Origin of the sequence: Streptomyces sp. HM190, assembly GCF_009857135.1 — a bacterium.
In the GTDB taxonomy this organism is placed as follows: domain Bacteria; phylum Actinomycetota; class Actinomycetes; order Streptomycetales; family Streptomycetaceae; genus Streptomyces; species Streptomyces heilongjiangensis.
Genome location: NZ_CP047318.1, coordinates 2,404,915 through 2,419,373, shown reverse-complemented (window position 1 = coordinate 2,419,373; position 14,459 = coordinate 2,404,915). Strand labels below are relative to the sequence as shown.

General features: G+C 71.2%; 8 protein-coding genes. 4 read left to right on the top strand and 4 right to left on the bottom strand.

Features of this window, described 5'->3' with window-relative positions; translation table 11 throughout:
- Positions 1–70: 70 nt before the first annotated feature.
- Both GSY65_RS10120 and GSY65_RS10115 read right to left on the bottom strand, forming a co-directional pair.
- A complete protein-coding gene (locus GSY65_RS10120) occupies positions 71–469 on the bottom strand; it encodes a hypothetical protein (protein WP_159767014.1) in 399 nt (132 codons plus the stop codon).
- On the bottom strand, positions 466–762 hold the full coding sequence (locus tag GSY65_RS10115) for a hypothetical protein (RefSeq protein ID WP_159767013.1): 297 nt from the start codon (positions 760–762) through the stop codon (positions 466–468). The genes GSY65_RS10120 and GSY65_RS10115 overlap by 4 nt, the downstream gene beginning before the upstream one ends.
- A gap of 109 nt (positions 763–871) precedes the next feature.
- On the opposite strand from GSY65_RS10115, the gene pglY reads away from it, so the two are divergent.
- Both pglY and pglZ read left to right on the top strand, forming a co-directional pair.
- Positions 872–4,759, top strand: a complete 3,888-nt coding sequence (pglY, locus tag GSY65_RS10110) for a BREX-2 system ATPase PglY (RefSeq protein WP_159767012.1) — start codon at positions 872–874, stop codon at positions 4,757–4,759.
- Complete coding sequence (gene pglZ, locus GSY65_RS10105; protein WP_159767011.1) at positions 4,756–7,677, top strand: BREX-2 system phosphatase PglZ; 2,922 nt, start codon at positions 4,756–4,758, stop codon at positions 7,675–7,677. Before pglY ends, pglZ begins: the two co-directional genes overlap by 4 nt.
- A gap of 71 nt (positions 7,678–7,748) precedes the next feature.
- Here pglZ and GSY65_RS10100 read toward each other — a convergent pair whose 3' ends face one another.
- On the bottom strand, positions 7,749–8,798 hold the full coding sequence (locus GSY65_RS10100; protein WP_159767010.1) for a CBS domain-containing protein: 1,050 nt from the start codon (positions 8,796–8,798) through the stop codon (positions 7,749–7,751).
- Positions 8,795–10,612, bottom strand: a complete 1,818-nt coding sequence (locus GSY65_RS10095) for a DUF262 domain-containing protein (protein WP_159767009.1) — start codon at positions 10,610–10,612, stop codon at positions 8,795–8,797. Before GSY65_RS10095 ends, GSY65_RS10100 begins: the two co-directional genes overlap by 4 nt.
- Before the next feature lie 227 nt (positions 10,613–10,839).
- On the opposite strand from GSY65_RS10095, the gene brxD reads away from it, so the two are divergent.
- Positions 10,840–12,198 carry a BREX system ATP-binding protein BrxD gene (gene brxD / locus GSY65_RS10090; protein ID WP_159767008.1) on the top strand — a complete coding sequence of 453 codons (1,359 nt, stop codon included), beginning with the start codon at positions 10,840–10,842 and terminating at the stop codon, positions 12,196–12,198.
- On the top strand, positions 12,198–14,402 hold the full coding sequence (locus tag GSY65_RS10085; protein ID WP_159767007.1) for a DEAD/DEAH box helicase: 2,205 nt from the start codon (positions 12,198–12,200) through the stop codon (positions 14,400–14,402). Before brxD ends, GSY65_RS10085 begins: the two co-directional genes overlap by 1 nt.
- Positions 14,403–14,459 lie beyond the last annotated feature (57 nt).

Genomic DNA, 14,459 nt, shown 5'->3' with positions numbered 1-14,459 from the left:
TCGGCGAGGGGACGGAGGGCTTCGGCGAGTGAGGGTGATGGTCGGCGGTGGGGGAGCGGCCGTGCTCGGCTCAGAGCTTGACGACGACGACGCGGTCGGCGCACAGCTTGCGCATGTCGTCCTCGTCCGACGTGAACACGGTGACCGGGCCGGGCTGCCGCAGGGCGACGGCGGCGAGGGCCGCGTCGATGGCGTACTTGTGGCCGTGCAGACCCGTCTCCTTGAGGAGGCCGGTGGCTTCCTTGCCGATTTCCTCCGTGACCGGCTCGACACGGATCTTGGAGAGAGCCCAGTGCCACTTGGGGTGGGAGCGGGTGGGGTCGTAAGCCTCGATGAGCGTCATGGAGGTCGTGACGACCGGGATGCCGCCATCGTCGGCGTGCCTGAGGTAGGCGCCCATGCGACGCTCCCCGCGCACCCACCGCGAAAGTCCTTCGCTGTCGAGTACGTAGACCCGGTTTCCGGTCATGCGGCATCTCGCTTGTGCTTGTGCGGCTGCTCACGTACCTCGCGGGCGCGGGTCCGCTCGGCGTGCTGCCGCTCCAGGTCGCGATGCTCGGCCTCGACCTCGGCCAGTTCCGCCTCGGTGATCTTCCCGTACTCGGACTCCCACCACTGCACGGCCTCGTGCAGCCGCTCCTGCTCCCGTCGGCGCTCTATGGCCTGCGTCACATAGCGGCTGAACCCGCCGGGGCCGACCTCGGCACGGATGGCCTCGGCGAGCTCCTCGGGAAGCGTCACGGTGTACTTCTTTGTTGCCATACCGTCGACCATACCGAGAGCCTGATCGGGCAGCCAGCCAGCGACAGACATCCCACACGATCGAGTACAAGCGGTGGCGGAGGCCACCAGATGGAGAGCGTGACCGGTAATGGCACAGCAGCCGCCCCTCCTCCGCGATGTCATCGACATCAAGGAGTCCATCTCCACCTCGGACTTCGTGCTGTCCCTCGCCGAGGCGACGACACCCGAGGGCGCCCGGCACGCGCTCACGGACTACGTCGTCACCGAGCGGCTGCTGGAGAACTTCGACGAGGCGCTGGCCCTCATCAAGTCCGCGCTGGACGGGCACCGCTCCAAGGCGGCGTACCTGCACGGCTCGTTCGGTTCCGGTAAGTCGCATTTCATGGCCGTGCTGTACGCGCTGCTCAGCGGCGACCCGGCCGCCCGTGCCCGTACCGAGTTCGACCCGGTGCTGACCAAGCACGAGTGGCTGACCACGGACGGCAAGAGGTTCCTGCTCGTGCCGTACCACATGCTCGGCGCGAAGGCCCTCGAACAGCGGGTGCTCGGCGGGTACGTCACCCACGTCAAGAAACTGCACCCGGACGCCCCGACCCCGCAGGTGTACCGGACCGACTCCCTCTTCGCGGACATCCGCGCCATGCGCGCCAACATGGGCGACGAGGCCGTCATCCGGGGGCTCGGCACCGGCGTGGACGACGATGACGAGGACGAGTGGGGCGAGGGCTTCGCCTGGACCTCGCAGCTCCTGGACACCGCGCTCGCCGCCGAGGAGAACCACGAGGCGGGCACCGCGCTCAACCTCACCAACCCCTCCACCCCGGCCGAGCTGCGGGCCAAGCTGGTCAACGACGCCGGCACGACCCTCCTCCCCGGCTTCACCAGGAACGCCGCCGAGGACGAACACGGCTTCATCTCCCTGGACGCCGGTCTGTCCGTCATCGCCGAGCACGCCAAGTCGCTCGGCTACGACGGGCTCATCCTGTTCATGGACGAACTGATCCTCTGGCTCGCCACCCTCATCCACGACCAGAGGTTCGTCGCCCGCGAGGCCAGCAAGATCACGAACTTCGTGGAGGGCGGCGACGCCCGCCGCGCCATCCCCGTCGTGTCGTTCATCGCCCGCCAGCGCGACCTGCGCGAGCTGGTCGGCGAGGAGGTGTCCGGCGCGGCCGAGTCGTCCATCCAGGACACCCTGAACCTGGCCTCCGGCCGGTTCGACAAGATCACCCTGGAGGACCGCAACCTCCCGCAGATCGCCCACGCCCGCCTCCTCAGGCCCAAGAACGACGAGGCGGCCCGGCAGGTCGACGCGGCCTTCGAGCAGACCAAGCGGGTCGGCCCGCAGGTCTGGGACACCCTCCTCGGCTCCGAGAAGGGCACCACCGGCGCGGACGCGGAGTCGTTCCGGCTGACGTACCCGTTCTCGCCCGCGTTCATGGACACCCTCGTCCACATCTCTTCCGCGCTGCAGCGCTCCCGCACCGGTCTGAAGCTGATGGGGCAGCTGCTCGCCGACCACCGCGACGAGCTCCGCCTCGGACAGCTCGTCCCCGTCGGCGACCTCTACCCGGTGATCGCGGAGGGCGGCGACAAGCCGTTCACCGACAGCCTGAAGGTCGTCTTCGAGGCCGCCGACAAGCTCTACAAGACCAAGCTGCGGCCCTACCTGCTCAGCTCGTACGACATCACCGAGGACGACGTCGAGCAGTACCGCAACCGGCCCGAGTCCCTCACCGACCCGAAGCGGCTGAACGGCTGCCGCATGTTCGTCGGCGACAACCGGCTCGTGTGCACGCTGCTGCTGTCGGCGCTCGCGCCCAGCGTGCCCGCGCTGTCCGAGCTGACCATCCGGCGGCTCGGCGCGCTCAACCATGGGTCGGTGCTCGCGCCCATCCCGGGCGCCGAGGTCGGCATCATCAAGAACAAGGTCGCCGAGTGGGCGGCCAGGTTCCCCGAGATCAAGGAGACCGGCACCGACGCCAACCCCGGCGTACGGCTGGAGCTGTCCGGCGTCGACGTCGACTCCGTCATCGCCAACGCCCAGGTCAACGACAACCCCGGCAACCGGGTCGCGCTCGCCCGCCGCCTGCTCTCCGAAGAACTGGGTGTCGAACACGGTCAGTTGAGCGACCAGCTCAGCTTCACCTGGCGCGGCACCGCCCGCACCGCCGAGATCGTCTTCGGGAACGTCGCCGACGAGGACGAGCTGCCCGACCACGACCTGATGCCGCAGGAGGAGGGCCGCTGGCGCATCGCCATAGACCTCCCCTTCGACGAGGGCGAATGGGGCCCGGTCGAGGACGTCAACCGCATCCGGCGGCTGCGCGAACGCCAGCAGGGCGAGCGGTCCCGTGTGGTCGCCTGGCTGCCGGCCCATCTGTCCGCGCAGCGTTTCGCCGACTTCCGGCGCCTCGTCGTCATCGACAAGGCCCTCGCCGACGAGCACCGCTTCGACACCCAGTACGCCGGCCACCTCAACGCCGACAACCGCAGCCGCGCCAAGGGCCTCCTGGAGACCCAGCGCGAGGCCCTGCTCAAGCAGGTCAAGGGCGCCTTCAAGCAGGCGTACGGACTCGCGCAGAAGCAGGCCGCCGACGTCGTCCCCGACTTCGACGACCACCTCGTCGCGCTGCCCGACGTCGACGGTCTCACCCTGTCCTTCGGGCAGAGCCTGCACGACGGCATCCGGCACGTCGCCGGCAGGCTGCTCGCGCACCAGTACCCGGCCCATCCCGACCTCGATCCCGACGCCACCGGCATCGCCGTGAAGCCGGCCGACACCAAGAAGGTGTTCGCCCACGTCCGCGCCGCCGCCGAGGCACGCGACGGGCGGGTGGAGGTCCCGGCCGCCGACCGCAGGCTCATGCAGCGGATCGCCGGGCCCCTGCGGCTCGGGCAGCAGAAGGAGGCGTACTTCGAGCTGTCCCGCTACTGGGCCGACCACTTCCGCCAGCTCGCCAGCTCCCACGGCGTCACCGGGGACCTGTCCCTGATCACGCTCACCGACTGGACCGACAAGCCCGACCCGCGCGGCCTGCCCGACTTCCTCGCCCGGCTCGTCGTCGCGGCCTTCGCCGAGATGGACGACCGGGTGTGGGTGCGGGTCGGCACCGTCCTCGACCCCGCGCCCGAGCTGTCCGCGATCAAGGACCATGACGCGCTGCGCAGCCAGCCACTGCCCGCCGAGTCCGACTGGGACACGGCACGGCAGCGCTTCGAGACGATCTTCGGGCAGAAGGCTCCCGCCCTGCGGCGCGGCCGGATGGTCAACCAGTTCGCCCGCCAGATCATCGAGGCAGCCCGCGCCCACCGGGACCACACGGCCGACCTGGTGCACCAACTGGAGGCCCACGCCGCCTTCCTCGGCCTCGACCAGACCGCGGACACCGGACGGCTCCCGCTCGCCCGGCGCTCCCTGCAACTGCTCGACGCCCTCACGGCGGAGGCCGGCAAGGGCGCGGCCGGGGCGAAGAAGACCGTGGAGGCCCTCGCCTCCTTCGACCTCGGCGAGACAAGCGCCGACCGGTACGGCACCTCCATCAAGCAGGCCCGCAGCGTCGCCGAGGCCGTCGCCTCCGCGCCCTGGAGCACCCTCGAACTCGCCGCCGGACTCGGTCCCGAGGGCGCGGCCCTGCTCGACTCGCTGCGCAACGTCGCCCGCGACGACCAGCGCACCGCCGACCTGCGTGACGCCCTGGCCCGTACCCAGCGCGAGGTCGTCGCCCTCGTGAAGCGCAGTCAGGCCGCCGCCACCCCGCCTCCCGCGCCCGTCGCGCCGCAGGCCAGGGCCGACGACCTGGACCTGGGCACGCCTTCGAACGATCCGCGGATCCCCTTCACCGCGCCGGAGACGCCCGCACCGGCCTCGTCCGGCAGCGGTACCGCCCGCAGGTCCGGCGGCCGTCGTACGACCGTGGCCCGGGCCGCCGCCGACCTTCAGGCGGAGCTGTCCGAACTGGTCGCCCGCCATCCCGACGCGACCATCGAGATCACCTGGAAGGTCGTCGAATGACGGACACCGCCACCGTCGCCCCGGGCGCCGTCCGGCTGAACACCGCGACCGTCACCCAGTACCTGTCCTCGCAGTCCTCCCTCGCAGCCTCCCTGACACGAGAGGGCGGGGGCAGGCGCCGGGTCGTGCTGCTGCGGTCCGCGCCCCAGTGGGACGGTCCCGCGGAACCCGCCTGGGCGGAGGGACGGACGGCCGGTGTCGCGGTGGCGCCCTCGCCGCTCGCCGTCCACGAACTCGTCCTCGACCACCTCGCGGGCCGCAGGCCCGGCCCCGCCCTGCTGGTCGTGCTCACCGACCGGGAGCAGCACGAGCTCGACCCGGCGATCCTGGCGCGCGTCCACAAACTGCGCATCGACACCGTCGACAGCTGGGACGTCGTCCGGGAGGCGTTCGGCGCCCGGCAGATCGACCCGCGGCTCAAGGACGTCAACTGGGCCGCCGAAGCCCTGCTCGACGCCACGCCGCCCGGCGGCTGGCCTCCCGTACCCGGCGGCTGGCTGTCCCGCCAGTACGCTCTCACCGCGCTCACCCAGCGCCGCCTGCGCCTCGGCCGCTACGACACCGAGGGCGGCACGCGGCGCCCAGGTGACGACCGGCTCGACGCCCAGACCCTGCTGCACTGGTCGACCCGCCCCGGTGCTCCCGAGCGACTCCTCGGGCTGCGCGGCCCGGAGCGCGCCGGGCTGACCGCCTTCCTCGGCGAGGAGGACCAGGCCGGCCTCGCCGGACGCGCCCTGCTCGCCCTCGTGGACGCCGAGCGGGGCGCGGACGCCGCAGCCTTCGGACTCGTCTGCGCGGCGCTGTGGCAGCACGCCGAGCCCGCCCCCGAGACGTACCAGGCCCGGGGCCGCGCCGAACGCTACTTCGGCGACCAGCCCCCGGCGGTCGGCGAACAGCTCGACGCCCTGGTGAGTGTCTTCGGCCGGGCCGCCGAGGAGTACGTCACCACGTTGCTGGCAGCCGGGCACCGTAGCGCTGGCCGCGACGGGGACCAGGCCCGCGAGGCACGCCGGACGTCCGGCACCGTACTCGACCGCGCGGCCGTGCTGGCGCGCCAGTTCGGGGCGGAGCTGGCCGTCGGGGCGAGCCCCGTCCTGCGCGGCGGACTCGAGGCCCGGTTCACGGCCGTCGGACGGGCGCTCGCAGACGGTGACAGGGGCACGGTGGCGGACGCAGTCCTGCGCCTGGCGGACCACCGGCTCGCCGCCGAGCCGGAGGAGTCCGCCCGCGTCGAACGCGCCCGCATGGGACAGCGCCTCGCCCGCTGGCTGCTGACCGACACACCTGCCGAGAGTCCCACGGTGGCCGACGCCCTACAGCGGCACGTCGCCGAGACCGGCTGGGTCGACCTCGCACTGGAGCACATCGAGGCCGGCGGCGACCCAGACCCCGTCCTCAAGGCCGCCTACGACACCCTCGCCACAGACGTCCGGGACAGACGACGGCACATCGACGCGTCCTTCGCGCGCTCCCTGGCCGCCTGGACGCAGGCCGGCACCCGGCCCGGCAGCATGCTCACCGTCGAGACCTTCCTCGACCGGGTGGTCGGACCGGTCGTCCGGCGCGGGGAGGAGCGGCGGGTACTGCTGCTCGTGCTCGACGGCATGAGCGCGGCCATAGCGAACGAACTCGCCGAGGAACTGCGCGACTCCTGGGCCGAGTTCGACCCGCTGCCCGAGGGCGCTCCGCAGCGTCGGGCCATGGCCGCCGCCCTGCCCACCGTGACGGCGGTGTCCCGTACCTCACTGTTCGCGGGCACGCTGATGAAGGGCACCCAGACCGACGAGAAACGGCTCTTCCCCACGCTGAGGCTGTGGGGCGGCGCCCCGGCCGGCGTGTTCCACAAGGACGACCTGCGCGGCGAGTCCGCCGGCGACACCTTCGGCCCGGCGCTCACGGAGGCGCTCGCCGACGGCCGGACGCATGTCGCCGTGGTCCTCAACGCCATCGACGACCGCCTCGCCAAGGAACAGAAACTCGGTGACGGGGCCTGGCGGGTCGGCGACGTGCCCGGCCTGCGGGACCTGCTGCGGGTTGCGGCGGCCCAGGGCATGGCCGTCATCCTCACCAGCGACCACGGTCACGTCGTCGACCGGCACGGCAGGAAGGTCGACGCCGCCGTCGAGCCCGCGTCCGCCCGGCACCGCCTGCCCGCCGACGGTCCCCTCACCGACCGGGAGATCACCCTTACCGGATCGCGCGTGGTGTGGCCCGCGCCCGGCGCGTCCATCGTGGCGCTGTGGGACGCCGACTCCCGCTACACCGCCCTCAAGGCCGGCTACCACGGCGGGGCCTCGCTCGCGGAGGTCACCGTCCCCGTGCTCGCCTTCCTGCCGTTCGGGGCGGAACCGCCCAAGGAGTGGCGGGAGTTGGGCGACCAGCGGCCCCTGTGGTGGGCTCCGGAGGAGGTGGGGAGGGCACCGCTGCCGGGTGACGCCACCACTCAGCTGCGCGTCGGGGCGACTCCCGCTGTGCCGAAGAAGCCGACGGGGAAGTCCCAGAAGAAGCAGGCGGAACTCGCGCGCACACACGAGGCGCTCTTCGAGGTGGAGCTGACCACCGGGGGAGACGACTCCCTTCTCACCCCGACCCTCGTCTCCCGGACGGAGGCGCTCGTGGCGGCGCTGCTCGACTCGGAGACGTACCAGGGGCAGCTCGGAGGTCTGGCCCGCAAGCCGCCCCAGGAGCAGGTCCACAAGGCGCTCGCCGCCCTGCTCGACGCGGGCGGCACCCTGCCCGTCACCGCGCTCGCCCAGCGCGCCGGCATGCCCGTCACCCGGGGCGACGGCTTCGCGGCCGTCCTGCGGCAACTCCTCAACTACGACGGCGTGCAGGTTCTGGAGACTCTGCCGGACGGCCGTACCCTGCGGCTCCACGAGGCACTGCTGCGCGAGCAGTTCGCCCTCGGAGGCGGCTGAGGACATGCTCGGGGTGCCTCAGCCCTTGGGCCTGAGGCACCCCGAGTGGTCCGTCCGTGTTGCTCGCTACCTCATGACGCGAACGCCCGGAGCACCTTGGCGAAGGTCGTCAGCTCGTCGATCATTTCCGGCGGAAGCGGCTTCTCGTCGAAGTGGGCGATCCGGTTCCGGATGTCCTTCACCCGCTTCAGCAGGCCGATGAACTGCTCCCGCGGCATGTTGGGCCACTTCAGGGCCTCCCAGTTGCGGTCGGCCTGCTCGGCGAAGGACTGCCTTGTCTGGTCGCCGTCCAGGAGTCTCAGGTAGTCGCCGAACATCAGGTCCGACACCTGGCCGGTGCGATGCTCCGGCCTCTTGTTCGTCTGGACCGCCTTGATGGTCTCCGTGTCCAGAGCCGCGCCCAGGCAGCGGCGCAACAGGGACTCGATGTCGCCCACGATGAAGAACGGGCGGGCCGCCCCCTCGAAGCGATCCGTGACGTCCGCGGCGGTGACGATGCCCGAGAGGCAGCCGTCGTCGCCGCGGACGAGCAGGTAGCCGTGCTCACGGATGACGGGGAGGGCGGCGAAGAACTCCTGCCGGGCGTCGGCGACGGGCAGTGAGTCCTTCTCCATCGCGTTGTCGAGGGTGGCCTCCTTGCCCGCCTCGTACATCTTCGCCACGGATCCCCAGGTGACGACGCCGTGGACCTGCGCCATGCCGGTGGTCACCGGGATCTGGGAGATGCCCTTGGTGCGCATCAGAAAGGTCGTCTGCGACAGGGGCGTGCCGGGGCCCACGGAGACCACGCCCCGCCGCGCGGACGGGATGTCGCCGAGCAGCAGCCGCTGGGGCAGGGCGTGCGAGGGCAGGGCCTCGTCCGTGGCGTCGGTCTCGTCCGAGTCGGCCGGCGTGCGCTGCGCGGGCACGGCCGCCAGCGGCACGACGTCGACCGTGGTGCGCAGAGCGCAGACGGCGAAGTCCGGCAGCGTGGTCAGCCCGGCGTCCGTCAGGGCCTGCGAGATCCGGTGCACCGTCCGGTGGTCGCGGACCCTGACCTGGAACAGGTCGAGGATCTCCTGCACGGACACGGTCCTGCCCTTGAGCGAGGCGAGGTCCGGCTCCTGATGCCTGGTCGTCATCGGGCGTCGTCCTCCGGCAGGTCGCGGAGCATCGTCCTCTTGCCCATGGCGGAGTGCACCAGGTCCTGCAACTGCTTGGAGCGGTCGCGGTAGAAGCGCTCGTAGTCGTTCTCGCGCAAGGCGTCCGGATCGATCAGGTGGGTGGTCAGGACGTCGTCGAACCACTCGGGACGCGTGTCGGACGCGGCGATCATCGTGGACACGTACGACGACGGCGCCCCCGTCATGTCCATGGCCGCGCGGTACGACAGGGGGGTCTTGTTCACGATCGAACTCGTGGGCAGACCCTGGCTGTTGCCCCGCCGGAACCACGTCTTGGGGAAGATCTGCCGCACGTCCACGCCGTACTCGTCCAGCCTGCCGGGGCTGAGCGGGGCGTCCGTGTGGTGCCAGTCCACCGCCCCCTGCTTGATCAGCAGGGCGTAGATCCCCTTGTAGGCGGCGCTGTTGCGGGTGGTGAGGGTGTCGAGGCGGTCGGCGAAGAAGAATGCCTCCGTGACCGTCTCGGGTGCCCTCTCATCCTGCGCGATCCAGGGGACGAGCTGCTCGACGTCCTTGGTGAAGCGCGTCTCCGTGGAGCCGCCGTACATCTCACCGAGCACCCCGCACCAGTACCACTGCTCGATCTTCTCCTCCGCCCCCAGACCGTCCATCGCCGTGTCGAGGATGGCGCGGACGGCCGCGAGCGGGACGAGCTGCGTCTTGTACGGCAGGTCGGCCGGGCGGACGATGCACTGCTGTTCCAGGAAGTCGCCCACCCAGGCGAAGGCGTCGGCGAGCTTGGGCGCCAGGCGGACGAAGTCGGCCAGGGGGAGGTCCAGCAGGTCGCGGCGCTTGCAGGACACCGTGGCCCCGAGGCCCGCCTGCTTGCGCTCCCAGGTGCGCACCAGTGCGATGGCCTGCAGGAAGTCGATGCTGCTCAGCCCGTTCTCCAGTCCGCTCTCGATGCGGCCGAAGACCGGGTACTTGCCCGCCAGCGCCTGCTTGATCTCCCGCCACACCTCGGGGAGCTGGTAGTAGTCCCCGGTCCGGTCCACGTAATCGCGGTCCCCGGCGTACGTCGCGGTGAGCAGTTCGAATACGTTCAGGGGCACACCGCCCGTGTTGACCCGCTCGAACACCGCGCAGACCGCGTCCATGGAGGTGGCGGCGCCCAGCCGGATCATCGGGACCTGGAAGGCGCGGACCTGCTGGAGGACCGCTTCGTCGAACTGGCCCCACAGGTCCCAGTTCCGGTCCTCGTCGGCCTTGATGTACGCCTTCTTCCACTCGTTCACGCGCTGGGCGTCGAAGACGAAGTGGAGCGGGAAGAGACCGGCCGCGCACTCGGCCTCGGTGCTGCTCAGATCCAGCACCACGGTGCGGTTGAAGTCCGTCCGGAGCACCTTGTCGGCCGGTACGGACACGACGGCCTCGTCGCGGTCCGCGGACGGTCCGACGGCCTTCGCGATGTCGACGTAGTACCACCGCTGGATGGGCTTGCCCCGGGAGTCCGCCGTCTCCACCGGGGCATCGAGCCACAGGGCCTGGAAGAGGGAGGTGAGGCGCTGCTGTCCGTCCAGCAGCAGGAGATCGGCCGCCGGGTCCCCGTCCGGTCGTGCACCAGTGAGGGTCCGGGACCGGAACCGGGTGGCGCCGCCGGTCTGCAGCGTCATCACGACGCCCAGCGGGTAGTCGAGGGTGACCGTCGCGATGATCGCCCGGATCCGGTCGTCGTCCCACTTCCAGTTCCGCTGGAAGTCGGGCAACTGTAAGGAGCCCGAGGCGACATCCGCCAGAACGTCCTTTAGCTTCACGTTGTCGAGGGCCGCCATGTGACTCCACTTCCCACCCTGATGCCTGTACGGAGAGTGATTCCATCAGCGCTTTCCGGTGACAGTCAACTGGTTCACAGAACAACGAGACAGGCGCGAGCATCGCCCGGACGGAGTTCGGCACCGTGGCCGTGAGGGGGGAGAAAGGGGGTTCTCCAGGTCACGAACCGGACGTCAGGAGACTTCCTCGAGGCCGCGTCGCACGGGGAGATGGAACACTGGTCCCCGTGAGCACCACCGGATCCAAGCGCCCCGCCCCGGTCAGCGCAGCCCGCCGCCGTACCGTCCTTGACGCCCTGCGCCGTGGAGCCGTGCCCGAGAGCGGGCTCGACCTGCTCGCGACCGGCCTCGACCGGTTCGAGACGGCCCTGGACGCCGAGCTGGACGCCGTGGCGTCCGGGGGGTCCGTGTTCAAGGCCGTACGGGGTGAGTACGGGTCCGGCAAGACGTTCTTCACCCGCTGGCTGGGTGAGCGGGCCAAGCGCCGCAACTTCGCCGTGGCCGAGATCCAGATCTCGGAGAACGAGACACCGCTGCACAAGCTGGAGACGGTCTACCGGCGGCTCACCGAGAGGCTCACCACGTCCAGCTTCCCGCCCAGCGCCCTGCGGCCCGTGGTCGACGCCTGGTTCTACGCCCTGGAGGAGGACGCCCTCGCGGCCGGCGCGACCGATGAGGAACTGCCGGGCGAGGTGGAGAGGCTGCTCATGGCGCGGCTCGCCGCGGTGTCCCGGCACGCCCCGTCCTTCGCCACCGCGCTGCGCGGCTACCGGGCCGCCCTCGTGGACGGGGACGAGGCGACCGCCTCGGCCGTCCTGGCGTGGCTCGGCGGCCAGCCGCATGTGGCGGCCGCCGCACGCAGGTCCGCCGGGGTGCGCGGCGACCTCGACCACTTCGGTGCCCTCGGATTCCTGCAGGGACTCCTCACCGTGCTGCGCGACTCCGGGCACACCGGGCTCTTCGTCGTGCTCGACGAGGTGGAGACGCTCCAGCGGGTCCGGTCGGATGCCCGGGACAAGGCGCTCAACTCGCTGCGGCAGCTCATCGACGAGGTGCACTCCGGCCGCTTCCCCGGCCTGTACCTCGTCATCACCGGCACACCCGCCTTCTACGACGGGCAGCAGGGCGTGCAGCGTCTGGCACCACTCGCCCAGAGGCTCGCCACCGACTTCACCACCGACCCGCGCTTCGACAACCCCCGCGCCGTACAGGTCAGGCTCCCCGGCTTCGACCAGGAGTCCCTCATCGGCCTCGGCGCCACCATCCGGGACCTGTACGCGGAGGCAGCGGCGTCGCCCGAGCGTGTGCGTACGGTCGTCGACGACACCTACGTCGCGGACCTCGCGCGGGCCGTCGGCGGGGCGCTGGGCGGGAAGGTCGGGGTGGCTCCCCGCCTGTTCCTGAAGAAGCTGGTCGGGGATGTGCTCGACCGCGTGGACCAGTTCGACGACTTCGATCCCCGGCGGCACTACCGGCTGACGGTCGCGAGCAGCGAACTCACGGACGTGGAGCGAAATCTGGCCGCCACGGTCTCCGACGGCTCCAGCGGTTCCGTGGCGGCCGACGACATCGACCTGGAGCTGTGATGGCGGTGGACGCGAGGAGCCCGGCCGGTGCGGGCCCGGGCGGGGACGGAGCGGACGTGCTCGACCGGCTCGATCCCGTCGTCCTGCACCACATCGTCAACACCCTCGGCTGGCCCGATCTGCGCCCTCTCCAGCGCGCGGCGATCACACCGCTCATGGACGGGCAGGACGCCGTGCTGCTGGCGCCGACGGCGGGCGGCAAGACCGAGGCGGCCTGTTTTCCGCTGCTGTCGGCGATGACCGAACAGAAGTGGACGGGCACGTCCGTCCTGTACCTCTGCCCGCTCAAGGCTCTCCTCAACAACCTGGTCGGCCGGGTCGACTCCTACGCCCAGTGGCTCGGGAGACGCGCGGCGCTCTGGCACGGCGACACCAAGGAGTCGCAGCGGCAACGCATCCGTACCGAGGCACCGGACATCCTGCTCACCACGCCCGAGTCACTCGAAGCGATGCTGATCGGCGTCAAGACCGACCATGCGCGGCTGCTCGGGGGCGTGCGGGCCGTGGTCGTCGACGAGGTGCACGCCTTCGCCGGTGACGACCGGGGATGGCACCTGCTCGCCGTGCTCGAACGGTTGGAGAGGGTCACCGGACGACCCATCCAGCGCGTCGGGCTCTCCGCAACCGTCGGGAACCCGGATCAACTGCTGCGCTGGTTGCAGGGCGCCGGCGCCGGAAGCCGCACGGGGCGGATCGTCGCCCCGGGGGTGCAGCTGCCTGTGCGAACCGGCGGAGCCGGGACGCCCGACCAGGCCGCGGCCGAACGACTCCCCAGGCCCGCCGGCGAGGTGGAACTCGACTACGTGGGCTCCCTGGAGAACGCCGCCAAACTGATCGCGGCCCTGCACCGGGGAGAGAAGCGGCTCGTCTTCTGCGACTCGCGCCGACAGGTCGAGGAACTGGGCGCCGCGCTCCGGGCCCGCGAGGTCACCGTCTTCCTGTCGCACGCCTCGCTCTCCGTCGGTGAACGCGCCCGCTCCGAGCAGGCCTTCGCCGAGGCACGCGACTGCGTCATCGTCTCCACCTCGACCCTGGAACTGGGCATCGACGTGGGTGACCTGGACCGCGTCATCCAGATCGACTCTCCGGCCTCCGTCGCGTCGTTCCTGCAGCGCATCGGCCGCACGGGCAGGCGACCCGACACCGTGCGCAACTGCCTGTTCCTCGCCACCCGCAAGGACACGCTGCTGCAGGCGGCGGGCCTGCTGTTGCTGTGGTCGCGGGGGTGGGTGGAACCGGTCGTCCCGCCGCCCGATCCCCGCCACCTGGTGGCCCAGCAACTCCTCGCAGTCACCTTGCAACAGCACAAGCTGGGCGACCAGTTGTGGGATCGCCAGTGGAACGGCCTGGCCCCCTTCGACGGATCCGCCGCCCCGATCCTGCGTTTCCTCACCGAGGAGGGCTTCCTCGACAGTGACGACGGCCTGCTGTTCGTGGGACCTGAGGCTGAACGCCGTTTCGGCAAGCGGCACTTCATCGAACTCACCGCCTCCTTCACCGCGCCGCCGCAGTTCACCGTCCTGTCGGGGCGCACGGAGATCGGCCGTACCGATCCGAGCGTCCTCACCGAGGAGCGGCCCGGACCGCGGCGGCTCCTGCTCGGGGGACGCAGTTGGCAGGTCACGTACGTCGACTGGCTCCGCAAACGCGTCTTCGTCGAACCTGCCGACGGCGGCGGCGTCGCCAAGTGGATGAACGGCGGCGTGGCCGGACTGTCCTACGCCCTGACGCGTGCCATGCGCGAGGTGCTGCTGGGCGCGGATCCGCCCGTCACCCTGACCCGACGTGCGCAGACCTGCCTGGCCGAGCAGCGTGAACTCGACGCACCCGACACCGTGCACCCTGGTGGCACGCTGGTGACCCGCGTGGGCAAGGACGTGCGCTGGTGGACCTGGGCCGGCTATCGCGCCAACGCGACGCTCGCGGCCACGCTGCAGGCGGTCACCGATCCGCTGCAACGGCCCACGGACAGCTGGCTGCGGTTGCGCGAGGACATCACCCCCGCCGACTGGCGCGCGGCCCGGGAGAACGTCGGGGACACTCTCGTCCTTCCCGACGTCGATCAGAGGGCCGTACGCGGCCTGAAGTTCTCCACCGCCCTCCCGGAACGTCTCGCCGTCGCCACGGTCGCGGCCCGCCTGGCCGACTTCGACAGCGCCCGCGCGGTGCTCGAAGAGCCCGTGCGCTTCCAGCGCACCGGCTGAATCGCGTCGGGGGCCCGTCTCGTACCGAAGGCGCGGGCGAGGGCCGCTTCGGCAGTG

Bases quoted from the DNA above. Each gene is read 5' to 3' on its own strand.
- GSY65_RS10095 (WP_159767009.1), bottom strand. From the start codon at position 10,612: ATGGCGGCCCTCGACAACGTGAAGCTAAAGGACGTTCTGGCGGATGTC.
- GSY65_RS10115 (WP_159767013.1), bottom strand. From the start codon at position 762: ATGGCAACAAAGAAGTACACCGTGACGCTTCCCGAGGAGCTCGCCGAG.
- pglZ (WP_159767011.1), top strand. From the start codon at position 4,756: ATGACGGACACCGCCACCGTCGCCCCGGGCGCCGTCCGGCTGAACACC.
- GSY65_RS10085 (WP_159767007.1), top strand. From the start codon at position 12,198: ATGGCGGTGGACGCGAGGAGCCCGGCCGGTGCGGGCCCGGGCGGGGAC.
- GSY65_RS10100 (WP_159767010.1), bottom strand. From the start codon at position 8,798: ATGACGACCAGGCATCAGGAGCCGGACCTCGCCTCGCTCAAGGGCAGG.
- GSY65_RS10120 (WP_159767014.1), bottom strand. From the start codon at position 469: ATGACCGGAAACCGGGTCTACGTACTCGACAGCGAAGGACTTTCGCGG.
- pglY (WP_159767012.1), top strand. From the start codon at position 872: ATGGCACAGCAGCCGCCCCTCCTCCGCGATGTCATCGACATCAAGGAG.